Here is a 26824-nt window from a genome sequence, read left to right as displayed (position 1 = left end):
CGGTCGGTGACCGATCCCGCGGCGGATCACCGCAGATCAGCGGGCTGCGGCCGCGCGGATCTCGCCGAGCAGGTCGTACATCACCTGGCCGGGGCACTCGGTGGCGAAGTAGTCGCGGTGCCCGCCGATGGTGTTCGTGTCCTTCTTCGTGCCGTTGACGGGGTTCACGTAGGTGACCCTCGCCTGGGGGTCGAGGCCCTTGAACCGGCAGATCACCTTGATCAGCCGGATCAGGGAGTCCTTGGCCGCGTCCGTGGGGCCGTTCTCCGTGAGCGTGCCGATGAGGGCGATGCCGAGGTTGCCGGAGTTGTAGCCCACGGAGTGGAAGCCGGTGACGAGGTCGCCGTCCGGGTTGAAGGCGGGGATGCCGTCGTCGCCGGAGTATCGGCCCTCGTAGACGGTGCCGGACTCGTCGATGAGGAAGTGGTAGCCGATGTCGCCCCAGTCGTTGGTGATCGCGTGGAGCTCGTAGATCGCGCGTACCGTCGCGGCCGGGTCGGGGTCGTTGTTCGGCGTGGCGGTGTGGTGGACCGTGATGATCTGCAACGGGTAGTACTTCTCGGGCGAGTTGACCTTGCCGTCCTTGTACCGCTTGGACTCGTCGGCGCCCCACGCCGGGCGGGAGAGGTAGCGCACACCCCGTACGCGTGTCGGTTCGCTGGGCACGTGGAAGGTGTGGCCGGGGCCCTCGGTGACGTCGATCGCCACCGAGGACACGTCGGACACTCCGCCCGACACCTTCACCTCGTAGGCGGTGGCGTTCTGGGCCGCCACCAGCGCGCTGCCGCCGTCCTCGACGGCCGAGCAGCCCGCGGTCACGGTCTGCCAGGCGCCGTCCGCGAGGCGGATCGCGGTGCCTTCCTTGGCTCCGGACCACCGCAGACCGACGTAGGAGGCGGCGAAGGCGGTGGTGGCCTCGCCGGTGCCGGTGGCGGCCTCGGTGCGGGTGGCGGGGAACTTCTCCGGGGTCGTACCGGAGCCGCCGGAACCGTTGGGGCTGGAGCCGCCACCGTCACCGGAGCCGGATCCGGAGCCGGAGCCGGAGCCGGAGTCGGTGGCCGCGAAGACCGCGGGGGTCACGGCGGCCGCGCCGGCCACGGCCGCAGCGGCACCGATCACGCCACGACGGGACAGTGAGCGCTTCCTACGATGAGCGGGGGAGGGTGTGGGGGATTCGGACACGTGCGTGACCCTTCGGCTGTGCAGGGGGCGTAGGTGCGCCACACCGGGCGCTTGAAAGCGCAACCGACCCTATTGGCCCCACCGGCCCCATCAGTACCGCGATTGCCGTACATCCCTGTGGAAATCCGGCACCTTGCCGTGAAGATCACGCGAAGATCGCGTGGGGCGCCATGGTCCGGCGCCGCCCATCTGGTTCCGCATGATCAGTGTGGTCACTCTTTGTGATGACGTGATCGGGAACGGGCCGCTACCTTGGAGGACGGGCAGCAGGATCCCGTCCATGGGAGGAACCATGACCGCCGAGTCCGTAAAGCACCGCGTCCAGTGGCCGGTGCCGCCGCAGGACGGCTACACCGTGGACGACCTGTTCACGCTGCCTGATCTCCCGCCGCACACCGAGTTGATCGACGGGAGTCTGGTTTTCGTGAGTCCGCAGCGCGCTTTTCACGCCGATGCGATCGACCTGCTGGTCAACGGCCTGCGCAGCAGCCTACCGACCGGTTTCAGGGTCAAACGGGAAATGACCGTCGTGCTCGACAACCGCAATGGTCCAGAACCCGATGTGAGCGTCATCCGCGCCGACGCCGTCACGGGCCCCGGCCAGACGAAGTACGAGGCCAAGGACGTACTCCTCGCCATCGAGGTCGTCTCCCCGGACTCGGAGTCCCGCGACCGCACGACCAAGCCCCAGAAGTACGCCGCTGCCGAGATCCCGAACTTCTGGCGCGTCGAGGAGAACGGGGCGAGCGGCAGGCCCGTCATCCACGTCTACGAGCTCGACCCGCTTACCAGGGCGTACATCCACACCGGCATGCACCGCGACCGGATCAAGACCGACAAGCCGTACGACATCGACATCGACCTCACCGCCATCGACAACCTCTGAGCCGTACGCCCACTCAGATCACGGTCGCCCCCGGCGCGGGCCCCGACGCCGTGCGTACCGTCCGGCAGGTGCCCGACGTGCGGAGGGTCTCCGCCACCTTGGCCGCCGATTCCGGGTCCCGGGCGAGGAAGGCCGTGGTCGGGCCCGAGCCGGAGACCAGGGCCGCGAGGGCGCCTGCGGTGCGGCCCGCGGTGAGGGTGTCGGCGAGTTCGGGGAAGAGGGAGAGGGCGGCGGGCTGCAGGTCGTTGGAGACGGCCGCGGCGAGCGCGTCCGGGTCGCCCTTCGCGAGGGCGCGCAGGAGTTCCTCGGAGGCGACGGGCTCGGGGACGTCGAGCCCCTCCGCCAGCCGGTCGAACTCGCGGAAGACCGCCGGGGTGGAAAGACCGCGGTCGGCCATCGCGAACACCCAGTGGAAGGTGCCGCCGACCTCCAGCGTGCGCAACTGCTCGCCGCGCCCGGTGCCCAGCGCCGCCCCGCCCACCAGGCTGAAGGGCACATCGCTTCCCAACTCGGCGCAGATGGCGAGGAGTTCGGCCCGGGAGGCGCCTGCCTGCCACAGCGTGTTGCAGGCCAGCAGTGCGCCCGCGCCGTCCGCGCTGCCGCCCGCCATGCCGCCGGCGACCGGGATGTCCTTGGCGATGTGGATGTGCACGGCCGGTTCGATGCCCCGCCGCCGGGCGAGTTCGAGAGCCGCGCGCGCCGCGAGGTTCGTGCGGTCCAGCGGCACCTGCTCGGCGTCCGGCCCCTCGCAGGTGATGCGCAGTCCGTCGGCGGGCGTCACGGTGACCTCGTCGTAGAGGCCGACCGCCAGGAAGACGTTGGCCAGGTCGTGGAAGCCGTCGGGGCGGGCCGCACCCACCGCGAGCTGGACGTTGACCTTGGCGGGGACGCGTACGGTGACGCTCACTTCTGACCCGGCTCCTTGTTCTCTGCGATACGGGCGAACTCCTCGACCGTCAGCGCCTCCCCGCGCGCCTGCGGCGACACCCCGGCGGCGACCAGGGCCGCCTCCGCTGCCGCGGGCGACCCGGCCCATCCGGCGAGCGCGGCCCGCAGCGTCTTGCGCCGCTGGGCGAAGGCCGCGTCGACCACGGCGAACACCTCGCGCCGCGAGGCGGTGGTCTTGAGCGGCTCGGTGCGGCGGACCAGCGAGACGAGGCCGCTGTCGACGTTCGGGGCAGGCCAGAAGACGTTGCGGCCGATGGCGCCGGCGCGCTTGACCTCGGCGTACCAGTTGGCCTTCACGGACGGGACGCCGTACACCTTCGAGCCGGGTGCGGCGGCGAGGCGGTCGGCGACCTCCGACTGGACCATGACCAGGGTGCGTTCGATGCTCGGGAAGGTCTCCAGCATGTGCAGGAGGACGGGGACGGCGACGTTGTAGGGGAGGTTCGCGACGAGCGCGGTGGGGGCGGGGCCCGGCAGCTCGGTCACGTGCATGGCGTCCGAGTGGACGAGCGCGAAGCGGTCGGCGCGGTCGGGCATGCGGGCGGCGATGGTGGCGGGCAGCGCCGTGGCCAGTACGTCGTCGATCTCGACGGCGGTGACGCGGTCCGCGACCTCCAGGAGGGCGAGGGTGAGGGAGCCGAGCCCCGGGCCGACCTCGACGACCACGTCGTCCGGGCGGACGTCGGCGGTGCGGACGATACGGCGGACCGTGTTCGCGTCGATCACGAAGTTCTGGCCGCGCTGCTTGGTGGGGCGGACGCCGAGGGCTGCCGCCAGTTCGCGGATGTCGGCGGGGCCCAGGAGGGCGTCGGGGGTGGGGCTGCTGCTCACGGCGACAAGGGTACGTGGCGGCAACCAAGCGGTTCGCCTGGTGCCGCGATTGGCCGTCGATCGGCTGCGGGCGCGTCGTGGCTTGTCGCGCAGTTCCCCGCGCCCTTTGGGGGCGCGGGGAACTGCGCGATCAGCCCGCACCGGCCCGCGGTCGAACAGCAGCCCAGCGGCAGCTCAGCCGTGCAGCCGGGCCCCGCAGTGCGGCCAAGGGGATGCCCCCCGCCGTACGTACAGCTTCTTCGCGCGGGCCGTCTGTTCTGCCGGGGAAGCGTCCTCGGGGCGGCCGGTGCCGCCGAGGCTCTGCCAGGTGCGGGACTCCAGCTGGTAGAGGCCGCCGTAGGTGCCCGAGGGGTCCACGGCGTGCGGGCGGCCGCCCGACTCGCAGGCCGCGAGGCCCTTCCAGTTCAGGTCGTCGGCGCCGCGCACGGACGTCGGGAGCGGCTTCGTGCCCACCTTCACGATCTGCGGCCGCGGCTCGCGCACCACCTCGGTGCCGGCCAGGCGCGGCTTCTGCCGGACGCCGTTGACGATGCGCAGGGAGTACGTGATCCGCCGCAGCCCCGGCTGTCCCACCCGGTCGACGACCTCCGTCCCCTTGAACAGCCCGGGGTCGTCCTCCCGCTGCACCTTGAACGGGATCTCCTCCTCGCGGACCTCCTTGGTGCCGGTGACCCGCAGCACGGTGACCGTCTGCCCGTCGCGCGGGAAGCTGTCCGCCGGCACGGAGGTGGTGTCCTCGCCGTGCAGGGAGACCCCGGCCTCCTCGACGACCTCCTGCACGGTCGCCGCGTTCGTGCGGACCGTACGTGCGTGACCGTCGGCCATGACCGTCACGGAGCGCTCGGTGCGCACGTCGAGCGAGAGCCCGGCGCGTCCGATGTGCCGGGAGCGCGCAGCGGACAGGTATGCGCCCTGTGCCCGCACCCCCATCTCCTCGAGCGCCTCCTGCACGGTGTCCGCCGTCGTCCACACCTCGCGCCGGTGCCCGTCGATGGTCAGCCGCACGGGACGCCCGTACTGCACGACGATCTCGTCACCGCTGCGGATCGCCGTGCCGGGGGCGGGCGCGACCACGTCGTGCGCCCCCACCTCGACGCTCTCCTGTGCGAGCAGTTCGGTCACGTCGTCCGCGAAGGTGTGCAGGGTGCGCGGCTTGCCGTCGACGTTCAGCTCGATGGCCTTGTCCTTGGCGACGAACGCGGTGGTGCCGCCGGCCAGGAAGGCGACGACCAGCGCCTGCGGCAGCAGCCGGCGCATCGAGCCGTCCGGGAGCTCGATGGGCCGCGCTCTGCGCCGGCGTGCGGCCCGGCGCCTGCGTCCCGTTCCGGCGCGCGCGGCGGGCGCGGGCACTTCCTCGCCCGCCGCGCTCCCCACCTGCCGCGGAAGCGGCGGCTCGGGTACCTGGGCCGCCTCGTAGGCGGGCCGGTACGTGTCCTCGTACGCCCCGGGCACCCCGTAGGCCAGGGTCTGCGCGCCGTGGACGTCGTAGGCGTACGCCGGCGGATACGCCGGGTCGTACGCCTCATACGTCCCGTACTGCCAGTACTGCGAGTACTGCGAGTTGCTCACGCCGACACGCTCCAGGGGCCGTAGGGGTCCAGAGGGGTCCGGATCGGGCACCAGAACCTAGCGGAGCCCGTATCACTCTCCAAAGCGGCGTGATTACGAAGAGTCACGGTCGTGGCGAACGCGAGTCCGTCGGGGCCTTATCGTAAGGTTATGGACGACTACGCTCAGTAGTCGAATGCGCGGGCCGTGTTCGCCGCCAGGGCCGTCGCCAGCGCGTCCTCGTCGATGCCACGCACGGCGGCCATGGCGCGCACCGTGACCGGAATGAGATACGGCGCATTGGGCCGTCCGCGGTACGGCGCCGGTGTGAGGAAGGGCGCGTCGGTCTCCACCAGGACCAGCTCCAGGGGTGCCACGGCGAGCGCGTCCCGCAGATGCTGGGCGTTCTTGAAGGTGACGTTGCCGGCGAAGGACATGAAGTACCCGGCGCGGGCGCACACCTGGGCCATCTCCGCGTCCCCGGAGTAGCAGTGGAACACCGTCCGCTCGGGGGCGCCCTCCTCCTTGAGGATGCGCAGCACATCGGCGTGGGCGTCGCGGTCGTGGATGACGAGGGCCTTGCCGTGCCGCTTGGCGATCTCGATGTGGGCGCGGAAGGAGGCCTCCTGCGCCTCCATTCCCTCGGGGCCGGTGCGGAAGTAGTCGAGGCCCGTCTCGCCGACGCCCTTGACCTGGGGGAGCCCGGCCAGCGCGTCGATCTGCCCGAGCGCCTCGTCGAGCGCCGCCGTGCCCCCGGGCTCACGCGCCCCCTGCCTGGACCAGCCGTCCGGGTCGCCGTGGACGATGCGCGGCGCCTCGTTGGGGTGGAGGGCCACCGTCGCGTGGACAGCCTCGTGCCGTCCCGCCGTCTCGGCGGCCCACTGCGAGCCCCGAACGTCGCAGCCGACCTGTACGACCGTCGTCACGCCCACCGAAGCGGCCTTGGCGAGGCCCTCCTCGACCGTGCCGTTCTGCATGTCGAGGTGGGTGTGGGAGTCGGCGACGGCCACCCGGAGGGGTTCCGGGAGCGGCGGCGCCGCGTTCTTCTCGACGGTCTTCTCGCCGGAGCTTGAGGAGGGCATGCTCCGATCCTACGAAAGGGGCATGCCCGCCCGGCCGCCGGAGCCGTCCTCAGCTCGCCTTGCGGTGGAAGGGGTGCAGGAGATCGGAGAGATGCCAGTGGTGGTCCCGCTCGCCGGCCTCGGCGCCCTCGGCTGCGGGCTCCTGGGCCTCGGTCTGCGGGGTCCGCCGCTGCTGCTTGTGCACCGCGTCGCGCACCGACGAGACCTGCCCGGGGCGCATGATCCGTACGACGTGGCTGTCGCAGTTCTGGCAGGTGGGCTTGGACAGCGGAGACGGCACGACCTGCCCCTCGGCCACGTACATCACGAACTCGTGGCCCTCGGCGTCGTTGTGGTGCTCTATCTCGTACGACTGCTCCCAGCCGTGCCCGCAGCGCATGCAGGCGAAGGAGTACGACTCGTGGACGACTGCGGTGGCGGCGCCTCGGAGGCCGGACTGCCCTGAGATCTCGCTCATGCCAGCTCCTCTTGATCTGCTGGACCAAGGGACGGGTGCGTCCCTTCAACCAGTGGACGCTTCTGTCGGAGCGAATGCATCAGCCCTGTCGACTGTTGGAGCCGATTTGGATTTTCCTTGCCACAGCGACCCAGAGAAGGGGGTCTGGGCTTTGCTTTTCACGACCTTGCTTTGCCCTTTTGTGGGGCGCTTGCTCAGGCGAGATGCGCCCTGCTCAGAGGGGGTGTGGCCTACTTCACCAAAGCCTCACGAACCACTGGCCGAATGGGCATTCTTCGCGGCCACAACGGCATCGAACACTTCCCTTTTGGGAAGCCCGGCCTCTGCCGCAACCGCCGCAATGGCTTCTTTTCGCCGCTCCCCCGCCTCCTCCCGCACCCGCACCCTGCGCACCAGTTCGGCGGCGTCGAGTTCCTCGGGTCCCTTCTCCGGCGCACCCTCGACGACGACGGTGATCTCACCGCGCACGCCTTCGGCGGCCCAGGCGGCCAGCTCGCCGAGCCCGCCCCGCCTGACCTCCTCGTAGGTCTTGGTCAGCTCCCGGCAGACGGCGGCGCGCCGCTCGGTGCCGAAGACCTCGGCCATGGCGGCGAGGGTGTCGTCGAGGCGGTGCGGGGCCTCGAAGTAGACGAGGGTCCGGCGTTCCTCGGCGACCTCCTTCAGGCGCGTCAGCCGCTCGCCCGCCTTGCGCGGCAGGAACCCCTCGAAGCAGAACCGGTCGACAGGCAGCCCGGACAGCGCGAGCGCGGTGAGCACGGCGGACGGCCCGGGCACGGCGGTGACCCGGATGTCCTTCTCCACGGCGGCGGCGACCAGCCGGTACCCGGGGTCGGACACCGACGGCATCCCGGCATCCGTGACGAGCAGCACACGCGCACCGCCGACGAGTTCCTCGACGAGTTCGGGCGTACGGGCGCTCTCGTTGCCCTCGAAGTACGACACGATCCGCCCCTTGGGCGTCACCCCCAGGGCCTGCGTCAGCCGCCTGAGCCGCCGGGTGTCCTCGGCGGCGACGACATCGGCCCCCGCCAGCTCCTCGGCCAGCCGGGGCGGCGCGTCCGCGATGTCGCCGATGGGGGTGCCTGCGAGTACGAGGATTCCGGTCACGCCCCCATCCTCCCAGGGCGACGGTGAGGGGACGCATCCGAGCCCTTACCGGCCCATGCACGGGACTCACACAGAACGGTTCCCTACGATGGCGCGGTGACCAGTACCGCGTCCTCCCCGGACACCCGGCAAGGCCAGAGCCCGCAGGACCAGCGGCCGTCGTGGCAGCAGCGGCTGCGCCGTTTCGGCTACACGGCCGGGCCGAGAAGCGACGTCCGCGAGCGTCTGGTGCCGCCGTACGTGCAGCCCAGCCCGCGGGTGTGGCAGGTCCTCGGGGTGCCGCCGGCGCTCACCGAGCGGATCACGCGCTGGTCGGCCTGGGGTGGCCCGCTGCTGGTCACGCTGATGGCGGGCGTGATGCGCTTCTGGCACCTGGGCAGCCCGAAGGCGGTGATATTCGACGAGACGTACTACGCCAAGGACGCCTGGGCGCTCGTCCACCGCGGCTTCGAGGTCAACTGGGACAAGAACGCCAACGACCAGATCCTGGCGCTGAACGGGCACGTCACGATCCCGACGGACGCGGCGTACGTCGTGCACCCGCCGGTCGGCAAGTACGTCATCGGGCTCGGGGAGCTGATCTTCGGGTTCAACCCGTTCGGCTGGCGGTTCATGACCGCGCTGCTGGGCACGCTGTCGGTCCTGATGCTGTGCCGCATCGGCCGCCGTCTCTTCCGCTCGACCTTCCTCGGCTGCCTCGCGGGCGCGCTGATGGCGGTCGACGGGCTGGCCTTCGTGATGGCCCGCACCTCGCTGCTGGACGGCGTGCTGATGTTCTTCGTGCTGGCCGCGTTCGGCTGCCTGGTCATCGACCGCGACAAGGCGCGCGAGAGACTCGCCACGGCGCTCCAGCCGGATGCCGGCGGTCACGTCCGCCCCGACGCGCACATCGCCGAGACCACCCGCCTGGGATGGCGTCCGTGGCGCTGGCTGGCGGGCCTGATGCTGGGCCTGGCCATCGGCACCAAGTGGAACGGCCTGTACATCATGGTCGCGTTCTTCCTGATGGCGGTCCTGTGGGACATCGGCGCCCGCAAGGTGGCCGGCGCCGGGAACCCGTACAAGGCGGTGCTGCCGGACGCGGCGATCACGTTCGTGGCCACGGTCCCGGTCGCGCTCGTCACCTACCTGGTCTCCTGGACCGGCTGGATCCTCTCCCCCACCAACGGCAAGGGCGGCTACTTCCGCAACTGGGCCGCCACCGACGGCAAGGGCGGCAACTGGACCTGGCTGTTCCCCGACTGGTGGCGCAGCCTGTGGCACTACGAGCACGAGGTCTACGAGTTCCACCGCAACCTGCACTCGCCGCACACGTACATGTCCAACCCCTGGAGCTGGATCGTCGACGGCCGCCCGGTCTCGTACTTCTACGAGTCCCCCTCGCCCGGCAAGGACGGCTGCCCCGTCGACGCGGGCCAGAAGTGCGCCCGCGAGGTCCTCGCGATCGGCACCCCGCTGCTGTGGTGGGTGGCCTGCTTCGCGGTCCTGTACATCCTGTGGCGCTGGCTGCTGCGCCGCGACTGGCGGGCGGGTGCCATCGCCTGCGGCATCGCAGCCGGTTATCTGCCCTGGTTCCTGTACCAGGAGCGGACGATCTTCTTCTTCTACGCCGTCGTCTTCGTGCCGTTCCTCTGCCTGGCCGTGGCGATGCTGCTGGGCGCGATCGTCGGGCCACCGGGGTCGAGCGACACCCGCCGGGTGGCGGGCGCGACGGGGGCGGGCGTGCTGGTTCTGCTGATCGCCTGGAACTTCATCTACTTCTGGCCGCTGTACACCGGAACCGCCATCCCGATCAACGACTGGCGTTCACGTATGTGGCTGGATACCTGGGTATAGCGGACCTCCTCAGCCCTTCCTGAGTACCCCTGAGTATCCGAACGGACACAACATGGGGAAACACCCCTCACAGCTCCCCCTCACGCCACATACAGTGCGAGGGACCAACGGGGAACGGGGAGGGAGCCCTTCATGGGCAAGGGGGTCAAGATCACCGTCATCAGCAGCGTCTTCGCTGTGATGGTGGGCGGCGCCGGATACGGCGCCTACAACATCGTGTCCGCGCTGAACGGCGACGGGGGTTCGGGCGGCTCCGCGTCCGTGAGGACCGGTCCGCCGAGCAGCGACGAGATCAAGGAGACCTCGGCGAAGTTCTTCGCGGCCTGGGAGAAGGGCCGGGCGGCCCAGGCGGCCACGTACACGAACAACGACGCGGCAGCCGAACCGCTGCTCACCTCCTACAGCGACGCCGCGCACATCACCGGCGTGAAGATCACCCCGGGTACGGCGAACGGCGCGACGGTCCCCTACACGGTCAGGGCGACGGTGTCCTACGGCGGCAAATCCAAGCCCCTGGCCTACCGGAGCGAGCTGACCGTCGTGCGCGGGAAGACCACCGGGCGGGCGCTGGTCGACTGGCGGCCCTCCGTGGTCCATCCGCAGCTGCAGAAGGGCGACACCCTGTTCACCGGCGAGGCGGCGAAACCGCCGATCGAGGCCGTGGACCGGAACGGGGCCGTGCTGACGAAGGAGAAGTACCCCTCCCTCGGCCCGGTCCTGGACACCCTGCGCGAGCGGTACGGCGACAAGGCGGGCGGCACCCCCGGCATCGAGCTGGCGATCAAGCACCAGTCCCCGGACGCGGGCGACACCTCGCTGCTCACCCTCACCAAGGGCAGGGCGGGCAGGCTGCAGACCACGATCAGTGCGAGCGCCCAGGCGGCGGCAGAGACGGCCGTGAAGAAGTTCGCGCAGTCGTCGGTGGTGGCCGTCAAGCCCAGCACCGGTGAGGTCCTCGCGGTGGCCAACAACCGCAGGGACCAGTTCAACGCGGCCTTCCAGGGCGAGGTGGCGCCCGGCTCCACCATGAAGATCATCACCGCCGCAATGCTCATCGACAACGGCGTGACCTCGATGAACGGCCCGGCGCCCTGCCCTGCGGATGCCGTGTGGCAGGGACAGACCTTCAAGAACCTCAAGGGCATGCAGCCCAACGAGAAGGCCACCCTGGCCAACAGCTTCCTGCGCTCCTGCAACACGGCCTTCATCAAGCTCATCGACGAGAAGCCGCTCTCGGACTCCTCGCTGACCACCGAGGCCCAGGACCGGTTCGGGCTCGGCCGGGACGACTGGAAGACCGGCATCGCCTCCTTCGACGGCAGGGTCCCGGCGGTCAGCGGCCCGGACCGGGCGGCGAACGCCATCGGCCAGGGCCAGGTCCAGATGAGCCCGCTGAACATGGCGTCGGTCACGGCGACCGCCATCACGGGCACGTTCCGGCAGCCGTATCTGGTCTCGCCGAAGCTGGACGACCGTCAACTGGCCACCGCGAAGGGCCTGCCCGCGAGCACCGCCGCGCAGCTCAAGCAGATGATGCGGCTCACGGCCACCCAGGGCACCGCGGCGCAGGCGATGGCCGGGCTGAGCGGGGACTTCGGCGCGAAGACCGGATCCGCGGAGGTCGACGGACAGGCCGTGTCCAACAGCTGGTTCACAGGCTTCCGTGGTGACCTCGCGGCGGCGGCCATGACCGAGGAGGGCGGCCACGGCGGCACGGCGGCCGGGCCGATTGTCGCAGCTGTGCTACGGACCGGCTCCTGAAGTCACCCGTTGAGGACGGGACTCTAGGCTGTTGCCGTCGTTGGTTGGGATGGATGTGGGCAACGGGGACCCTGGGGATCTCTCGGAGGAACGGGAACAGTGGGCAACAGAAGGCGCGTCGCCGAGCGACGGAACACCAAACCCGCCGTGGTCGGCGGGATGATCGCCGTGGTGGTCATCGGCGCCGGCGTCGGCGTCTACGCGCTGACCGGCGGCTCGGCGGCCGACGACCGCACGTCGGCGACGTCCTCGTCCACCGACGACAAGCCCAAGGTCAAGACCGGCCCGCTGTCGGCGACCGAGGTACAGACGACGGCCGAGAAGTTCCTCACGTCCTGGCAGCAGGGCAAGGCGACGCAGGCCGCCGCCGCCACGACCGACCCGACGGCGGCCACCGCCCTGCTGACCGGCTTCAGCAAGGACGCCCACATCACGGACGCCACCGTCACCGAGGGCACCCGCACCGGCGCCAAGGTCCCCTTCACGGTCAAGGGCACGGTCTCCTACAAGGGCACCAAGCTGCCGCTCTCGTACCAGAGCGCGCTGACGGTCGTACGCAAGAAGGAGGACGGCAAGCCGTACGTCGACTGGCACTCCTCCGTCGTCCACCCCGACCTGAGGGACGGCGACACCCTGGTGACCGGCGAGGCCGGGACGCCGCCGGTCAAGGCGTACGACCGCCACGGCGGCGAGCTGACGACCGCGAAGTACCCCTCGCTCGGCCCGGTCCTCGACGGTCTGCGGGAGAAGTACGGCAAGACCGCCGGCGGCAAGGCGGGCGTCGAGCTGGACGTGGTGCGCGGCAAGGCCTCGCAGAAGGCCAAGCTGTCCGACAAGACGCTGCTGACGCTGACCAAGGGCACTCCGGGCAGGGTCAACACGACGCTGAGCCCGGTCTTCCAGGCCGCGGCCGAGAAGCAGGTCGCCGCGAAGGACAGGTCCTCGGTCGTCGTCATGCGCCCGTCGACCGGCGAGATCCTCGCCGTCGCGAACCACAACCCCAGCTTCAACGTGGCGTTCCAGGGCTCCCTTGCCCCCGGCTCCACGATGAAGATCGTGACGTCGACGATGCTGTTCGAGAAGGACCTCGTCCACCCCGACCAGTCGCACCCCTGCCCCAAGACGTACAAGCTCGCGGGCTGGACCTTCCACAACGACGACAACTCCGAGATCAAGCAGGGCTCGTTCAAGCTCGCCTTCGGGGCCTCCTGCAACAACGCCTTCATCAACTTCGCGCCGAAGCTGTCCAACAGCGCCCTGACGCAGGAGGCCCAGCAGGTCTACGGCCTCGGCCTCAACAACTGGTCGATCGGCGTCCCCACCTTCGACGGCTCGATCCCGGTGATGAGCGGGGCGCAGATGGGCGCCTCGCTGATCGGGCAGGGCGGGGTGCGGATGAACCCGCTGAACATGGCGTCGGTGTCGTCGACGGTGGCGGCCGGCACCTTCCACCAGCCCTACCTGGTCGCCCCGTCGGTGGACCACCGCACCCTGGCGAAGGCCTCCCGCACGATGTCCTCGAAGACCCAGGCCGAACTGAAGGAGGTCATGTCCTACACGGCCTCCTACGGTACGGCGGCCAAGGCGATGGCGGGCATGTCCGGCTGCGGCGCCAAGACGGGCTCGGCCGAGGTCGACGGCCAGCAGAAGCCCAACGGCTGGTTCACCGCCTACTGCGGCGACCTCGCAGCCTCAGGCGTGGTCCAGGCAGGCGGCCACGGCGGCGACACGGCGGGCCCGATCGTGGCGGCACTGCTGAAGCTGGGCGGCTGACCCGAAGACCGTGCCCCGAAGAGGCGCCCCGAAGGGGCGCCCGGAGGGGCGCGGGGAACTGCGCGACCAGCCCCAACGGCGCCGCAGAGGACTCACCGGGAAACAGGCGCCGCAGCCATATACGTGCGGCGCAAGAACCGCAGCAGAGTCTTCGACTCGAACTGCACCACCGAAACCCCGTCCGCCGAGTGGAACTCGACGACGGCCTGAACCCGCCCGCAGGGCCACACCCGCACCTCACCGCTGCCGGCGGGCGCCCGCAGCCCCTGTTCCAGCAGGGACCGCGAGAAACTCCATTCATGCGCCCCCGGCAGCCCCACCCGCACCTCACGCGGATCGACCTCGGGGTCATACCGCAGGACCACCGGCACCGTCTCGTCCTCCGGTACCACCGCATCCGTGACCAGGTGGGCTCGTGCGTACTGCTCGACTACAGACATCGTGACGGCCCTCTCACGCTGCGTGTCCTGTGTGGAAGCTGTGCGTCCACCCCCTCCTAATGTCCCATATTTTCCCGAGCGCGCCCCCTGGCGTGGGACGACTCCCACCACGACCACCTCGCTCTTGCAAGTTATTCGCAACAAGGCACTATCATCGAACGGTGCATGTGCCTGACGGATTCATCAACGCCCCCGTCTCCGCCGCGACCGGAGTCGTCGCCGCGGGTGCCGTCGCGGTGAGCCTGCGCGGCGCCCGCCGTGAGCTGGACGAACGGACGGCGCCGCTGGCCGGGCTGGTCGCGGCGTTCATCTTCGCGGTGCAGATGCTGAACTTCCCCGTCGCGGCGGGGACCAGCGGCCATCTGCTCGGCGGTGCGCTCGCCGCGATCCTCGTCGGCCCCTTCACCGGAGTGCTGTGCGTGTCCGTCGTCCTGCTGATGCAGGGCATCCTCTTCGCGGACGGCGGACTGACCGCGCTCGGCGTGAACATCACGGACATGGCGATCGTCACGACGGTCGTCGGGTACGCCGTCTTCCGCGGACTGGTGAAGCTGCTCCCGCGCAGGCGCCGCTCGGTGACGGTGGCCTCCTTCGTCGCCGCACTCCTCTCGGTCCCGGCGGCGGCGGTCGCCTTCACGCTGATCTACGCCGTCGGCGGCACCACCGACGTCTCCCTCGGCAAGGTCGCCACCGCGATGGTCGGCGTGCACGTGCTGATCGGGGTCGGCGAGGCGGCGATCACGGGGCTGACCGTGGGCGCGGTGATCGCCGTACGCCCGGATCTCGTGTACGGCGCGCGCGGCCTGGAGCAGAAGCTCAAGCTGCGGGTGAACGGCGAACTCGTGGACGCTCCCTCGACCCGCCCGGCGCCCGTGGCGGCGCGCACCTCCCGCCGGGCGCTGTGGGTCAGCGGCCTGGTCACCTCCCTGGTCCTGGCGGGCTTCGTCAGCTTCTACGCCTCCTCGAACCCCGACGGCCTGGAGAAGGTCGCCCACGACAAGGGCATCGACAGCAGGGCCCGGAAGCACGCCTCCGACGGCTCCCCGCTCGCCGGCTACGGCGTCAAGGACGTCGAGGACGCCCGCCTCTCCGGCGGCCTCGCGGGTGTGATCGGTGTCGGCGTGACCGTCGTCGCAGGCAGCACGGTCTTCTGGGCGGTGCGCAGGCGCCGTACGACCGATGCCTCTCCCGTCAGCACGGGCGTCTGACATGGGCGCCGGGCACGCACACAGGCTCTACCGGCACGGGCACTCCCCCGTGCACGCCCTGCCGCCGCACACCAAGCTGGCCGCCGCCTTCGCGTTCGTGGTGGTCGTGGTGTCGACGCCGCGGGAGGCGGTGTGGGCCTTCGGCCTGTACGCCGTGCTGCTCGCAGTCGTCGCGCATCGCGCCCGCGTGCCCGCCGGGTTCCTGCTCCAGCGGCTGCTGATCGAGGTGCCGTTCGTCGCGTTCGCGGTGCTGATGCCGTTCGTGGCGGAGGGCGAGCGGGTGGACGTCCTGGGGCTGTCCCTGAGCGTGAACGGCCTGTGGGGCGCCTGGAACGTGCTCGCGAAGGGCACGCTGGGCGTCGCCGCCTCCGTCCTGCTGGCCTCCACCACCGAGCTGCGTGAACTCCTCCTCGGCCTCCAGCGGTTGAAGCTCCCGCCGCTGCTCGTGCAGATCGCGTCCTTCATGATCCGCTACGGCGACGTCATCACGGACGAGATGCGGCGGATGCGGATCGCACGCGAGTCCCGGGGCTTCGAGGCCCGGGGCGTGCGGCACTGGGGCGTGCTCGCCAAGTCGGCGGGCGCCCTGTTCATCCGCTCCTACGAGCGCGGGGAGCGCGTCCACCTGGCCATGGTCAGCCGCGGTTACGCGGGCTCGATGCCGGTGATCGACGAGGTGACCGCCTCCCGGGCGCAGTGGTCGTACGCCCTCACGCTCCCCTTCGCCGCCCTCGTCGTCTGCCTGCTGGGATGGACCCTGTGAGTACTGCTTCCCCTGCCTCTCTCGACGTCTCCGGCCTCGCCTTCGCCTACCCCGACGGCCACCAGGCCCTGTTCGGCGTCGACTTCTCCATCGGGCGCGGCGAGCGGGTCGCGCTGCTCGGGCCGAACGGTGCCGGCAAGACGACCCTCGTGCTGCACCTCAACGGCATCCTGACCGGCGGTGCGGGCACCGTCACGGTCGCCGGACTGCCCGTCGGCAAGCAGCACATGGCGGAGATCCGCCGCCGCGTGGGCATCGTCTTCCAGGACCCCGACGACCAGCTGTTCATGCCGACGGTCCGCGAGGACGTGGCCTTCGGACCTGCGGCGGCCGGGCTCAAGGGGCCCGAGCTGGAGGAGCGGGTCGACCGGGCGCTCGCGCGGGTCGGCATGGCGGAGTTCAAGGACCGGCCCCCGCACCACCTCTCCTTCGGGCAGCGGCGCCGGGTGGCCGTGGCGACCGTACTCGCCATGGAGCCGGAGATCCTCGTCCTCGACGAGCCGTCCTCCAACCTGGACCCGGCCTCCCGCCGCGAACTGGCCGACATCCTGCGCTCGTTGGACGTCACCGTCCTCATGGTCACGCACGACCTGCCGTACGCCCTCGAGCTGTGCCCCCGCTCCCTGATCCTCAGCGAGGGTGTGATCGCGGCGGACGGCAAGACGGCCGAGCTCCTCTCCGACGAGGAACTGATGCGCGCCCACCGCCTGGAGCTGCCCTTCGGTTTCGACCCGCGGTCCGTGACAATGGGCGCGTGACGAACGCGGACGACACGGCGGCCAGGACCGGCTCCGAGGGCTCGCTGCTCCTCGACGACCAGCTGTGCTTCGCGCTGTACGCGGCCCAGCGCGCGGTGACGTCCTCCTACCGGCCGCTCCTCGACGAACTCGGCCTCACCTACCCGCAGTACCTCGTCCTGCTCGTCCTGTGGGAGCGCGGCGAGATCCCGGTCAAGGAACTCGCGACCGCGCTACGACTCGACTACGGCACCGTCTCGCCGCTGCTGAAGCGGCTGGAGGCGGCGGGCCTGGTGCGCCGGGAGCGCGCGGCGCACGACGAGCGCTCGGTGCTGGTCGCGTGCACGGGGCGCGGGGAGGAACTGCGGGAGCGCGCGGCGTGCGTACCGGGCGCGCTGCTCGCGGCGACGGGGCTCGAAGCGCCGGAGGTCGCGCGGCTGCGCGAGGAGCTCCGGCAACTGGCGGCGAGGGCCGAGGCCGCCGCGCAGCGCTGATCTCGGGTTACCCACGGTTGCCGCCCCCTGATACCCGCTGCTGACCTACCAGCCAGTATCTTGTGCGCGATGTACTTGCGCGCACTTGTTATGGGGGGCCGGCCATGAGCGCCACGAGTGACGATCCGACCGTCGAAACCGCCGAAACCGCCGACACCCGACCGACGAAAATCATGTACGTCGCCGAGGCGACCGCACATGGCGGCCGGGACGGCTATGTCACCAGCCAGGACGGGCAGATCGAGGTCAGGGTCGCGATGCCGCCGGAGCTCGGCGGGGACGGCAACGGCACCAACCCGGAGCAGCTGTTCGCGGCCGGCTACAGCTCCTGCTTCCACAACGCGCTGGTGCTGGTGGGCCGACGTTCCGGCTTCGACCTCACCGGCTCCACGGTCGCCGCGAAGGTCGGCATCGGCCCCAACAAGCAGCGCGGTTACGGCCTCGCGGTCGCCCTCAGCGTCTCGCTGCCGGTGCTCGACCAGGAGGTCGCGGCGAAGCTGGTGGACGCGGCGCACGAGGTCTGCCCGTACTCGAACGCGACCCGCGGGAACATCGACGTCACGATTCTGCTTGGGTGAGTAGGGAGTACCCACAGGCAGGAGGAGCACGGGCGTGGACGTGAACGGCACAGTGGCCGAGGGCTTCGAGCCGGTCAGGGAAGCGTTCGTACGGAACTTCGAGGTGCAGGGGGAGCGCGGCGCGGCCGTCACCGTCTACCGGGACGGGCGCAAGGTCGTCGATCTGTGGGGCGGCACCAAGGACGTCGACGGCACGGAACCCTGGGAGCACGGCACCGCCCAGGTCGTGCGCTCGGCGACCAAGGGGGTCGCCGCCGCCGTACTCCTGCTGCTGCAGCAGCGCGGGGAGCTGGACCTGGACGCGCCGGTCGGCGAGTACTGGCCGGAGTTCAAGACGGCGGGCAAGGAGCGGACGCGGGTGTGGCACCTGCTCGCGCACCGCGCCGGAGTGCCCGTGCTGGACCGTCCGCTCACGCCGTCCGACGCACTGGACCCGCACCGCGGCCCCGAGGCGGTCGCCGCGCAGGCGCCCGCGTGGGAGCCGGGCACCGATCACGGGTATCACGCGCTGACGTACGGCTGGATGCTCGACGAACTGGTGCGGCGCGTCACGGGCCGGTGGGTCGGGGAGTGGCTCGCTGCGGAGGTCACCGGGCCGCTGGGGCTCGACCTGTGGCTGGGCCTGCCGGAGTCGGAGGCGAGCCGGGTGGGCCGCTCCGGCCGCGTGGAGGGACCCGAGCCCGTCGGCGGTCTGCGCTCGCGCCCGAAGCGCTCGGTCACCGAGGCCTACGAGAACCCGGACTCCCTCACCCGTCGAGCCTTCGCCGCGATCAGCCCCTTCCCGGACCAGAACGACCCCGCCTACCGCGCGGCTGCCCTACCCGCCACCAACGGCATCGCCACCGCGGAGGGCCTCGCACGCTTCTACGCGTCGCTGATCGGCGAAGTCGACGGCAGCACAAGGCTGTTCGCACCGGAGACCGTGGAGCTGGCCCGCACCGAACGCAGCGCGGGTCCGGACCGCGTGCTGGTGGTGGGCACACGGTTCGGCCTCGGCTACATGCTCCACGGAGCGGCATCCCCGCTGCTGTCCCCCACCTCCTTCGGCCACCCGGGCCGCGGCGGCGCCCTGGCCTTCGCAGACCCGGACTCCGGCACAGCCTTCGGCTATGTCACCAACGGCTTCCGCAAGAGCGTGACGGCGGACCCAAGGGCCCAGGCCTTGGTACGGGCGGTGCGGGCCGCGCCCTGAAGGGGCGCTGGGCGCAACCCGCGAGGCGCAGCCTCAAACGTTGATGGAGTGCGAAGTCCGCCCCGACGCCGAGTCGATCTCCCCATGCGCCTTGGTGAGCAACTGCATGGCAAGCTCATTCAGCGCCCGCGCCCCGGCGATCTCCTCCCCCACCCGCGGCTGATTCGCGTCGGTGTGGTGCCGGCTCGCATGCCCATGGGCCTTGACCTCCGTCCCGTCGGACAGACGTACCAGCGCGACCGCCCGCGTGTGCGTGTCGTCCTCCTGGAACTCCAGCTCGACGTGCCATCCCACTGCGGTGTGCATCATGACGATCACCTCCGGAAGACCTGCTTCCAGAGTGCTCCTACAGGCCCGCGGATGCACGCAGACCCCGGGCCGGTGTGACGTCGGCCCGGGGTCCGCGGCGCGCTGGGCGGGTGTCAGCCGTCGTTCTCGGCCGACGGCAGGTAGGCGCCCGGCACGTCGGCGGGCGCGTACACCTTCTTGTCGCCGGGGTACGGCTTGGTCCAGTTGTGGGTCTGGTACCAGGTGTAGCGGTTCATCTGCTCGTTGTTGGCGTAGTCGGGCACGGCGTGCGGGCCGGTGAGCCGCTGGTGCGAGGCCCAGGCCTTCCACTGCGCGGCGAGCTTCTGCTGGGCCTGCGGCACCGCGGCGGAGGTCGGCGCGAGTGCCGCCTTGGTGTCCTGCGGGGCCGGGGTGTCCGAGCCGCAGGACGGCTGCGGGCTCACGCCGAGGGTCAGCGAGGTCCGGTTGGGCTCCGCCGTGAACGGGGTGTTGTCCGGCTTCAGGCTGAACGCCCCGTACATCGGGGTGGCCGCGCTGTCGAGCTGGTTCATCGGGTGGATCCCGAGGATCTGCTCGATGGTGCGGACCATCGTGATCTGCGAGTAGTAGTGGCTGTCGACGGTGTCGTGCTTGGCCCAGGGGCTGATGATCTGGACCGGGGCGCGGTGGCCGTCGACGTGGTCGAGGCCGTTCTGGGAGTCGTCCTCGACGACGAAGATCGCCGAGTCCTTCCAGTACTTGCTGTGGGAGATCTCGTCGACCATCCGGCCGACCGCGAGGTCGTTGTCGGCGACCTCGGCCGCCGCGTTGGCCGGGCCGCCGGTGTGGTCGTTGGAGAACCAGAACATGTTCAGGTTCGCGGGACCGTTCTTCTCGAAGTCCTGCTTCCAGATCTGTTCCTTGTAGATGTCCGGGACGTCGAGGTCGAACATCGGGAAGCCCTGCACGGACACCTTGTTGAGCGAGGGGATCGCCGAACCCGTCTGGATCGGGTACTGGGTCTGCGCCCCGGTGGCCTCCATGTTCTTGCTGTCGCAGTACAGGTTCTGCCAGGTCGCCCCGGCCGGCTTGGTCTCCAGCGACTGGAACTCGCCGAAGTCCTTGACCGACCTGCCCGCCGCCTGGGCGCCGCTCCAGATGAAGCCGGTCTTCTGGTGGCCGAGGGCGTCGTTCTCGGTGTCGTAGCTGCGCTGGTACTCGCCGGCGGAGGACTCGGTGTACTCCGGGTTGTCCGACTGCATCAGCCAGTTGTGGCCCTCGGCGGAGTTCGTGCCGACGTCGTAGAAGTTGTCGTAGAGGCCGAACTGCTCGGCCAGGGCGTGCTGGTTGGGCGTCACGTTCTCACCGAACGTGGTGAGCGAGGGGTTTCCGTCGCCCTGCGGCAGGTCGCCGAAGACCTGGTCGTAGGTCCGGTTCTCCTTGACGAGCAGGAAGACGTGCTTGATCGTCGAGGGGTCGCCGAGCCGCAGCGGGACCGGGAGCGCCTTCCCGGAGGTCTTGCCGCCGGCCGTCAGGACCGAGCCGGGCGTCCAGCCGTTCTGCCTGAAGACCTTGGCGGTCTGGGCCTTGACGGTCTTGTCGTCCGGCAGCGTGAACTGGGTCAGGCTCGACGTCGTGTCGTGGGTGCCGTGGCCGGAGGCGGCGGTCGGGCGGCGGGCGTCGATGCCGCGGGTGTTGGAGACGACGACGTTCTTGCCGACGGTGGCGATCCCGGAGGGGAAGTAGTCGGTCGGGAGCAGGCCGACGTAACGGGCGGGCTCCTGCGGGGACTTGTAGCGGTAGACGGCGACCGCGTTGGCGCGGCCGAGCGTCACCAGCAGACGGCCGTCGTCGGTGAGCGTCACGGCGTTCGGCTCGTAGCCGACCTTCGCCTCCGGCCAGGGCTGGGTGGCGATGGTCTGTACGACCTTGTCCTTGGCCGTGTCGATGACGGAGACGCTGTTGTCGGCGGTGTTGGTGACGAACACCGCGCTCTTGTTGGCGTACACCGCGGTCGGGTGCAGTCCTACGTCGATGCCGGCGACGGCGGCGGACGGGTCCGCCGTGTCGATGACGCTGACGGTGCCGGTGGTGGCGGCGCCGGTGTCCGGGTTGGCGGGCACCTGGGTGCCGTAGGAGTTGATGGTGGTGTCGCCGTCCTTGGCCGGACGGCCGCCCTCGTTGCTGACGTACAGCTTGCCGCCGACCAGGGCGATGCCCCGGGGGGCGTTGCCGACGGCCCAGCTCTGCTTGACGGTTCCGGTGGCCGCGTCGATGGCGACGACCCGGTTCTGGCCGTTGACCGCGGAGTAGACGGTGGAGCCGTCGGCCGAGAAGACCGCGGCGGCCACGAGGGCGTGCTTGGTGCCGTCGGCCGGGATCGGGACGGCCACCGGGTTGGAGAGGGTGCCGTCGGCGCCGACCGTGAACTTGGTGTAGCCGTCGGTCTGGCCCAGCCACAGCTGCTTGCCGTCGGGCGAGTACGTCGGGCCCTCCTGGCCGACGGAGCCGCTCTTGATGCGCAGGTCGTCCGCCGCGTTGGTGCCGACCTTCTGCTTCACCTGGCCGGTGCTCAGGTCCATGATCACCAGCGAGGCGTCACCGTCGGCGACCGAGGCCGCGAGCCGGCTGCCGTCCGGGCTGACCGTCGACGACATGATCTTGCCGTCGTTGACGACGGAGCGGGTGCCGTACGGCTTGATGTACTGGTCGCTGGAGATGACCTGGCCGTTCGCGGTCTCGTCGGCGACCTGCTGAGTGCCGAACTGCCACGTCGATGCGACCGCGGTGCCGGTGACGCCGAGGGCGACCGCGATGCCCGCCGTGACCAGCAGGGCGCGGCGGCCGACGCGTCTGCCGAAGAGGTTGACCTGATTCTTCTCGTTGATCCGGCGCTGGCGTGTTACCTGCACGGGTTGTCCCTTCAGTGGACCCTTCGCTGGAACCTTCAGTGGGGGGTGGTGAGCAGCTCGACGTTGCCGTCGAACTGCCACAGCGGATTCGGGGCGTCGCCGGTCGAGGTCCGCAGCAGGAAGTAGCCGTTGACTTCCTTCGGACCGTCGCCGTCGGCCACGAACCGCCCGTCTGAGGTGATGTCGAGCTGGTAGATCGCCGTCCCCGGGACCGGGACGCCGGGCAGATGCCAGGTCACGACGCACCGCCAGTCGTTGCCCGCGCCCTCCTGGGCCGACTGGCCGTCGCTCTTGGTGCAGGCCGCCGAGGCCCGCAGCTGGGCCTCGGTGACGGCGGGACGGTGCAGCTCCTGCGTCTGCATGCGGTAGAGGTGGGCGAAGGCCGTGGCCACCGAGCGCTGGACCTTGTCCTGGTCGATGCCGGATCCCATGGCGGGGGTCGCCACGGCGACCACGCCGACGGTGACAGCGGTCAGCCCGGCCAGCGGCAGCGCGCCGACGGTGAGCGCCCGGCGCCCGGAACCGTCGTAGGCGAGGTTGGTGAAGTCCCGCCGCAGGAAGAGTAGATACGCCAGTACGGTCGCGAGCACGGCCCACAGCAGGCCGACCGCGACGCCGATCAGGAGCGGGCCGAGCTGGGCGGGGCTGGTGAACAGGCCGTTCCAGGCGATGAAGGCGTAGCCGGGCAGGGCGAGGCGCACGGCGACGGGCAGCGGCAGCATCTGCGCGACCGACATCGCGAGCGCGAGGAGCGGGGGCAGCAGCAGCCCCATCGGGGACCGCCCCAGCACGACCGACCCGAGCAGTCCGATCGCGGCGAGGGCCAGGGTCGGCGCGAGGGCCGCGGTCCAGGCGAGCAGGACCCGCAGGGCGGCGTCCCCCGGTGCCAGGAGGTGGCCGTCGAGGCCGACCAGCGGCTGGTTGCCGACCGACACCAGCCCGCCGGCCGTGCTGGACACGGCAAGACCGGCGACCAGCAGGAAGATGACGGTGAGGCTGGCGAGCGACTTCGCCACGAAGATCCGCCGCGGCGACCGTACGGCGACCAGCAGATGCCGCCAGGTGCCGAGCCGGTCCTCCGCGGCGAACACGTCACCGGCGACCACCGAGGTCAGCAGCGGCAGCGCCCAGGTCCCCGCGAACCCGAGCATGACCAGCGGTCCGGCCCACCCGGTGGCGTGCATCCAGCGCCCGAAGAGCGTGTCGGAGGGCAGCGTGCTCTGCCGGCTCACACCCGCGACGAAGAGGGCGGGAGCGATCCAGCAGGCGAGCACCAGCAGCCGGATCCGCCACTGCGAGACCAGCTTGACCAGTTCGAAGCGGTAGCCGCGCGAGACGGGGACCCGGCGGGCTCTGACAACCTTGTCGGCGGTGACGGTCGCGGTCATCGGCCGGCCTCTTCCTGCTGCTCGGTGAGGGCGAGGAACGCGGCCTCCAGCGGCGATACGACGGGCGCGAGCTCACGCACCGCGACGCCCGAGCGCACGAGGCCCGCCACCAGTTCGTCGAGGGCGGGCACCAGGGCGCGCACGACGAGCAGTTCCTCGTCCTGCCGTGTCCCGGCGTCGTCGACGACCCGGATCCCGTCCGAGGCCTCGGCCAGCCGTCGCGCGGCCTGCGGATCGGAAGTCCTGACGCGGTAGTCGAGTTCACGGTTCTCGGCGGCCAGCTTGCCGAGCGGGCCGGAGAAGACGACCCGTCCGGTGGCGAGGATGGTGACCTCGGAGCACAGCGCCTCCAGGTCGTCCATACGGTGGCTCGACAGCACCACGCTGGTGCCGTCCGCGGCGAGCCGGGTGAGGACGCGGTGCACGTGGCGTTTCCCGGCCGGGTCGAGGCCGTTGGAGGGTTCGTCGAGCACGAGCAGCCGGGGTCTGGTGAGCAGGGCGGCGGCAAGCCCGAGCCGCTGCCGCATACCGAGCGAGAAGCCGCGGGCCTTGTCGTCGGCGACGGCGGTGAGACCTACCTGGTCGAGCACCTCGTCGATGCCCGCGCTCCGGGCGTCCTCGCCGCGGAGCCGGGCCAGCGCGGCGAGGTTCTGCCGGGCGGTGAGGGAGGGATACAGGCCGGGCCCGTCCACGAAACCGGCGACGCCCTCGGGGGCGTCGAACGCCCGCCCCACCGGCGCGCCGAGGACCTCGAGCCGCCCGCTGTCGGCGACGGCCAGCCCCAGCAGCAGACCGAGCAACGTCGTCTTGCCGGCACCGTTCGGACCGACCAGACCATGGATCTGACCTTGGGTCACATCAAGGTCGACACCGTCGAGTGCGACGACGTCGCCGAAGCACTTGGTGATCCCGCGGGCCACAACTGCGTGGAGTGTCCCCATGAGCCCCCCTCCTCCCGATGTCCGCTGGGACCATAGGGACAACACACAACCCAGGCACAAACGCCGAGTTGAACTCCGGCGGAACGGATCGTCAAGGCGTAGGCAAATCGCGGGCGCGTACACCGACGTGAATCGGACAGGGGCGGCACGGGGTGCGGGTGGAGCGCCCCTTAGGGGCGCGGGGCTGTGTCGACATGCGGCTCCGCCAGGCGGGCGCAGACAACCACGCCACGTGCGCAGCGCCCCATAGGGGCGCGGGGAACTGCGCGACAAGCCACGACGCAGCCGCAGCCAAGCACGGCGCGACACCAACCCAAAAGGGGCGCGGGCTGTGTCGACATGCGGCTCCGCCGCGTGGGCGCGACAAGCCACAGCGGCGCCGCGCACGATCAACGGCCAAGCCCGGGCGCTCAGCCCGCCCGCAGCATCAGCCCGATCCCCGCCACCAACAACACCGCCGCCGCGACCCGCGGTGCCCCGAAGCGTTCCTTGAAGAACACCGCCCCGATGGCCGCCCCCACGATGATCGACGACTCTCGCAGGGCCGCGATCGGCGCCAGTTCGGCCCTGGTCTGGGCCCACAGGACCAGCCCGTACGCGGCGACGGACATGGCACCGCCCAGCAGGCCCACGCCCGCGAACGGCCGCAGAACGGCCAGGAACTCACCCCGCCAGCGGGTCAGCGCGTACACCGGGATCGCGAACCCCTCCACCGCCATCAGCCAGGCGATGTACCCGAGGGACGAGCCCGACGCCCGCACCCCCAGCCCGTCGACGACCGTGTACGCGGCGATGGTCAGCCCGGTGGCAAGGGCCGCACCGATCGCCGCCCAGTTGGGCCTGCTGCCGCGCAGCCCCCACAGCGCGACGCCGGTCAGGCCCGCGCAGGACAGGGCGATTCCGGCGGCCGCCCACCCGTTCGGCACCTCGTGCGCGAACACGGCGGCGAGCACCGTCACGACCAGCGGCGCGGTACCGCGGGCGATCGGGTACGCCTGCCCGAAGTCCCCGAGCCGGAAGGACCGCATGAGCAGCACGTAGTACGCGAGGTGGATGAAGGCGGAGGCGGCCAGGTACGGCCACGCACCGGCCGCCGGGAGGGGGACGAACGGCACCATCGCAAGGCCGATCAGCATTCCGCCGCCCGCGATCAGCGTGAACCCGACCAGCTTGTCCGTGATGCGGTGGGCGATCGCGTTCCAGCCGGCGTGGGTGACCGCGGCGCACAGGACGGCCGTGGCGACCAGCGGCGTCACGAGTTGCGCTCGCGCACGTCCACCAGGGTGGCTCCGGCGCGGGTGACGAGCTCCTTGGGCTCCATGGGGAACACGGCGTGCGGATTCCCGGCGGCGGCCCACACGACCTCGTGCTCCAGCAGCGAACGGTCGGCCAGCACCCGGGTCTTCGTACGGTGCCCGAAGGGCGGCACACCCCCGATCGCGTACCCGGTGGTCTCCCGTACGACGTCCGCCTTGGCCCGCGTCACCTTCTCGGCGCCGAGTTCCTCCCGCACCCGCTCGACGTCCACCCGCGACCCCCCGTCCATCAGCACCAGCACGGGGACCCCGTCCGCCGCGAAGATCAGCGACTTGCAGATCTCGCTCAGCTCGCACCCGATCGCGGCGGCCGCCTCGGCAGCGGTGCGGGTCGCGTCCGGGAACCGGCGGATACGGCGGTGCAGGTCGTCGAGCCCCAGTTCGCCGAGGGCGGCGGCGAAACGGGGGCTGGCTCCGGAGCTGTCGGTGGCATCGGCGGTCGTCATGCACGGCACGCTAGCGCTGCGTGTACGTGGCACGCGACCGAGTTGTCCCCTGCGTGGGGTCAGTGTGCGGAGACGTGACCGAGGAAGTTCTCCCACGTGGCGGGCGTCACCGTGAGGTGGGCGGTGTCGGGGGTCTTGGAGTCGCGGATGTGGATGGTGGCGGGGGCTACGGCGACTTCGACGCAGTCGTTGATGTCGTCAGTGTCGCTGTAGCTGCTCTTGAACCAATGCAGTTCCGGCGTGCTCATAGTCTCCCCAGCGCTTGCTCGATGAACGCTCGCGACTCCCGTGGCGTGAGAGCCTGCGCCCGGATCATGCCATAACGCTGTTCCAGGATCCGGAGGTCCTTGGGATCCTCGACCGGGCGGCCGTTGAACGAACCAGCACAACGGCCGATCGCCGTGCCGTCGGCGAACTTCAACACCTGGATCCGGCCCGACGATCCGGCGTGCTCCTCACGGTCGGTCGGCATGACTTGGAGCGTGACGTTCCTCAACTGCGATACCTCCAGGAGGTGTTCCAGTTGTCTGCGCAGCACCATCCTTCCACCGATGGGCCGTTCCAGCGTCACCTGTTCCTGGATGAAGCTGAGCATCGGAGCGGGCTCCCGCTTGAAGATCACTTTTCGGGCTACGCGTGCGGTGGTTCCACGGTCCACCTCGTCCTGCGAGTAAGCGGGCTGCCTCACCTCGAACAGCGCCCGTGTGTACTCCGGCGTCTGCAACAACCCA

General features: G+C 70.7%; 26 protein-coding genes. 10 read left to right on the top strand and 16 right to left on the bottom strand.

Annotated elements, in window-relative coordinates; genetic code table 11:
- Window positions 1-36: 36 nt before the first annotated feature.
- Entirely contained in the window at window positions 37-1119 is a 1083-nt protein-coding gene (locus ACFY1E_RS37525) for a peptidoglycan recognition family protein (RefSeq protein WP_389084378.1), read from the bottom strand.
- Window positions 1120-1474: 355 nt separating this feature from the next.
- Here ACFY1E_RS37525 and ACFY1E_RS37520 point away from each other — a divergent pair, with 355 nt between their 5' ends.
- Window positions 1475-2068 carry a Uma2 family endonuclease gene (locus ACFY1E_RS37520; protein ID WP_389084376.1) on the top strand — a complete coding sequence of 198 codons (594 nt, stop codon included), beginning with the start codon at window positions 1475-1477 and terminating at the stop codon, window positions 2066-2068.
- A gap of 13 nt (window positions 2069-2081) precedes the next feature.
- Here the strand turns inward: ACFY1E_RS37520 and ACFY1E_RS37515 are convergent, their stop codons facing one another.
- The 6 genes from ACFY1E_RS37515 to rsmI all read right to left on the bottom strand — a co-directional run bounded on the left by ACFY1E_RS37515 (window position 2082) and on the right by rsmI (window position 8041).
- Window positions 2082-2975, bottom strand: coding sequence for a 4-(cytidine 5'-diphospho)-2-C-methyl-D-erythritol kinase (locus ACFY1E_RS37515; protein ID WP_389084374.1), 894 nt, complete (start codon window positions 2973-2975; stop codon window positions 2082-2084).
- On the bottom strand, window positions 2972-3847 hold the full coding sequence (gene rsmA, locus ACFY1E_RS37510) for a 16S rRNA (adenine(1518)-N(6)/adenine(1519)-N(6))-dimethyltransferase RsmA (RefSeq protein WP_389084372.1): 876 nt from the start codon (window positions 3845-3847) through the stop codon (window positions 2972-2974). Before rsmA ends, ACFY1E_RS37515 begins: the two co-directional genes overlap by 4 nt.
- Window positions 3848-4021: 174 nt before the next feature.
- Window positions 4022-5416 carry a ubiquitin-like domain-containing protein gene (locus ACFY1E_RS37505; RefSeq protein WP_389084369.1) on the bottom strand — a complete coding sequence of 465 codons (1395 nt, stop codon included), beginning with the start codon at window positions 5414-5416 and terminating at the stop codon, window positions 4022-4024.
- Between the two features lie 164 nt (window positions 5417-5580).
- Window positions 5581-6477 carry a TatD family hydrolase gene (locus ACFY1E_RS37500; protein ID WP_389084367.1) on the bottom strand — a complete coding sequence of 299 codons (897 nt, stop codon included), beginning with the start codon at window positions 6475-6477 and terminating at the stop codon, window positions 5581-5583.
- A gap of 49 nt (window positions 6478-6526) precedes the next feature.
- Entirely contained in the window at window positions 6527-6934 is a 408-nt protein-coding gene (locus ACFY1E_RS37495) for a hypothetical protein (RefSeq protein WP_389084364.1), read from the bottom strand.
- 246 nt (window positions 6935-7180) lie between these two features.
- Window positions 7181-8041, bottom strand: coding sequence for a 16S rRNA (cytidine(1402)-2'-O)-methyltransferase (rsmI, locus tag ACFY1E_RS37490; RefSeq protein ID WP_389084362.1), 861 nt, complete (start codon window positions 8039-8041; stop codon window positions 7181-7183).
- 96 nt (window positions 8042-8137) lie between these two features.
- Here rsmI and ACFY1E_RS37485 point away from each other — a divergent pair, with 96 nt between their 5' ends.
- From ACFY1E_RS37485 to ACFY1E_RS37475, 3 genes are all read left to right on the top strand, one after another.
- Window positions 8138-9877 carry a dolichyl-phosphate-mannose--protein mannosyltransferase gene (locus tag ACFY1E_RS37485; protein ID WP_389084360.1) on the top strand — a complete coding sequence of 580 codons (1740 nt, stop codon included), beginning with the start codon at window positions 8138-8140 and terminating at the stop codon, window positions 9875-9877.
- A gap of 132 nt (window positions 9878-10009) precedes the next feature.
- The gene (locus ACFY1E_RS37480; protein ID WP_389084358.1) at window positions 10010-11638 is read left to right on the top strand and encodes a penicillin-binding transpeptidase domain-containing protein; all 1629 of its coding nucleotides are present in this window, start codon (window positions 10010-10012) and stop codon (window positions 11636-11638) included.
- A gap of 99 nt (window positions 11639-11737) precedes the next feature.
- Window positions 11738-13411 carry a penicillin-binding transpeptidase domain-containing protein gene (locus ACFY1E_RS37475; RefSeq protein WP_389084356.1) on the top strand — a complete coding sequence of 558 codons (1674 nt, stop codon included), beginning with the start codon at window positions 11738-11740 and terminating at the stop codon, window positions 13409-13411.
- A gap of 92 nt (window positions 13412-13503) precedes the next feature.
- Here ACFY1E_RS37475 and ACFY1E_RS37470 read toward each other — a convergent pair whose 3' ends face one another.
- The gene (locus tag ACFY1E_RS37470; RefSeq protein WP_389084353.1) at window positions 13504-13851 is read right to left on the bottom strand and encodes an SsgA family sporulation/cell division regulator; all 348 of its coding nucleotides are present in this window, start codon (window positions 13849-13851) and stop codon (window positions 13504-13506) included.
- A gap of 161 nt (window positions 13852-14012) precedes the next feature.
- Between ACFY1E_RS37470 and ACFY1E_RS37465 the strand changes: the two genes are divergently transcribed.
- The 6 genes from ACFY1E_RS37465 (at window position 14013) to ACFY1E_RS37440 (ending at window position 18823) form a co-directional block, all read left to right on the top strand.
- Window positions 14013-15059, top strand: coding sequence for an energy-coupling factor ABC transporter permease (locus tag ACFY1E_RS37465; RefSeq protein WP_389084351.1), 1047 nt, complete (start codon window positions 14013-14015; stop codon window positions 15057-15059).
- A gap of 1 nt (window position 15060) precedes the next feature.
- The gene (gene cbiQ / locus ACFY1E_RS37460; protein ID WP_389084348.1) at window positions 15061-15822 is read left to right on the top strand and encodes a cobalt ECF transporter T component CbiQ; all 762 of its coding nucleotides are present in this window, start codon (window positions 15061-15063) and stop codon (window positions 15820-15822) included.
- Window positions 15810-16580, top strand: coding sequence for an energy-coupling factor ABC transporter ATP-binding protein (locus ACFY1E_RS37455; RefSeq protein WP_389084346.1), 771 nt, complete (start codon window positions 15810-15812; stop codon window positions 16578-16580). Before cbiQ ends, ACFY1E_RS37455 begins: the two co-directional genes overlap by 13 nt.
- A complete protein-coding gene (locus ACFY1E_RS37450; RefSeq protein ID WP_389084343.1) occupies window positions 16577-17053 on the top strand; it encodes a MarR family winged helix-turn-helix transcriptional regulator in 477 nt (158 codons plus the stop codon). Before ACFY1E_RS37455 ends, ACFY1E_RS37450 begins: the two co-directional genes overlap by 4 nt.
- A gap of 104 nt (window positions 17054-17157) precedes the next feature.
- On the top strand, window positions 17158-17631 hold the full coding sequence (locus ACFY1E_RS37445; protein ID WP_389084341.1) for an organic hydroperoxide resistance protein: 474 nt from the start codon (window positions 17158-17160) through the stop codon (window positions 17629-17631).
- Window positions 17632-17665: 34 nt separating this feature from the next.
- Complete coding sequence (locus tag ACFY1E_RS37440; RefSeq protein WP_389084338.1) at window positions 17666-18823, top strand: serine hydrolase domain-containing protein; 1158 nt, start codon at window positions 17666-17668, stop codon at window positions 18821-18823.
- A 33-nt stretch (window positions 18824-18856) separates the two neighbouring features.
- Here the strand turns inward: ACFY1E_RS37440 and ACFY1E_RS37435 are convergent, their stop codons facing one another.
- The 8 genes from ACFY1E_RS37435 to ACFY1E_RS37400 form a co-directional block, all read right to left on the bottom strand.
- Window positions 18857-19132, bottom strand: coding sequence for a DUF1876 domain-containing protein (locus ACFY1E_RS37435; RefSeq protein ID WP_389084336.1), 276 nt, complete (start codon window positions 19130-19132; stop codon window positions 18857-18859).
- A gap of 113 nt (window positions 19133-19245) precedes the next feature.
- Window positions 19246-22002, bottom strand: a complete 2757-nt coding sequence (locus ACFY1E_RS37430) for a phosphoesterase (protein ID WP_389084334.1) — start codon at window positions 22000-22002, stop codon at window positions 19246-19248.
- Window positions 22003-22037: 35 nt separating this feature from the next.
- Window positions 22038-23390 (bottom strand): ABC transporter permease, encoded by a 1353-nt coding sequence (locus ACFY1E_RS37425; protein ID WP_389084331.1) that lies wholly within the window; start codon window positions 23388-23390, stop codon window positions 22038-22040.
- Window positions 23387-24331, bottom strand: coding sequence for an ABC transporter ATP-binding protein (locus tag ACFY1E_RS37420; RefSeq protein ID WP_389084329.1), 945 nt, complete (start codon window positions 24329-24331; stop codon window positions 23387-23389). The genes ACFY1E_RS37425 and ACFY1E_RS37420 overlap by 4 nt, the downstream gene beginning before the upstream one ends.
- 410 nt (window positions 24332-24741) lie before the next feature.
- Complete coding sequence (locus ACFY1E_RS37415; protein WP_389084326.1) at window positions 24742-25587, bottom strand: EamA family transporter; 846 nt, start codon at window positions 25585-25587, stop codon at window positions 24742-24744.
- Window positions 25584-26093 (bottom strand): YbaK/EbsC family protein, encoded by a 510-nt coding sequence (locus ACFY1E_RS37410; RefSeq protein ID WP_389084324.1) that lies wholly within the window; start codon window positions 26091-26093, stop codon window positions 25584-25586. Before ACFY1E_RS37410 ends, ACFY1E_RS37415 begins: the two co-directional genes overlap by 4 nt.
- Window positions 26094-26152: 59 nt before the next feature.
- The gene (locus tag ACFY1E_RS37405; protein ID WP_389084321.1) at window positions 26153-26341 is read right to left on the bottom strand and encodes a DUF397 domain-containing protein; all 189 of its coding nucleotides are present in this window, start codon (window positions 26339-26341) and stop codon (window positions 26153-26155) included.
- Window positions 26338-26824 (bottom strand): DUF5753 domain-containing protein (locus ACFY1E_RS37400; RefSeq protein WP_389084319.1); only part of this gene is annotated, 487 nt, incomplete at its 5' end. The genes ACFY1E_RS37400 and ACFY1E_RS37405, both read right to left, overlap by 4 nt.

The organism is Streptomyces sp. NPDC001604, from assembly GCF_042893475.1.
GTDB lineage: Bacteria > Actinomycetota > Actinomycetes > Streptomycetales > Streptomycetaceae > Streptomyces.
Note: the sequence above shows the minus strand (reverse complement) of the source record. Positions and strands in the feature narration are given on the sequence as shown.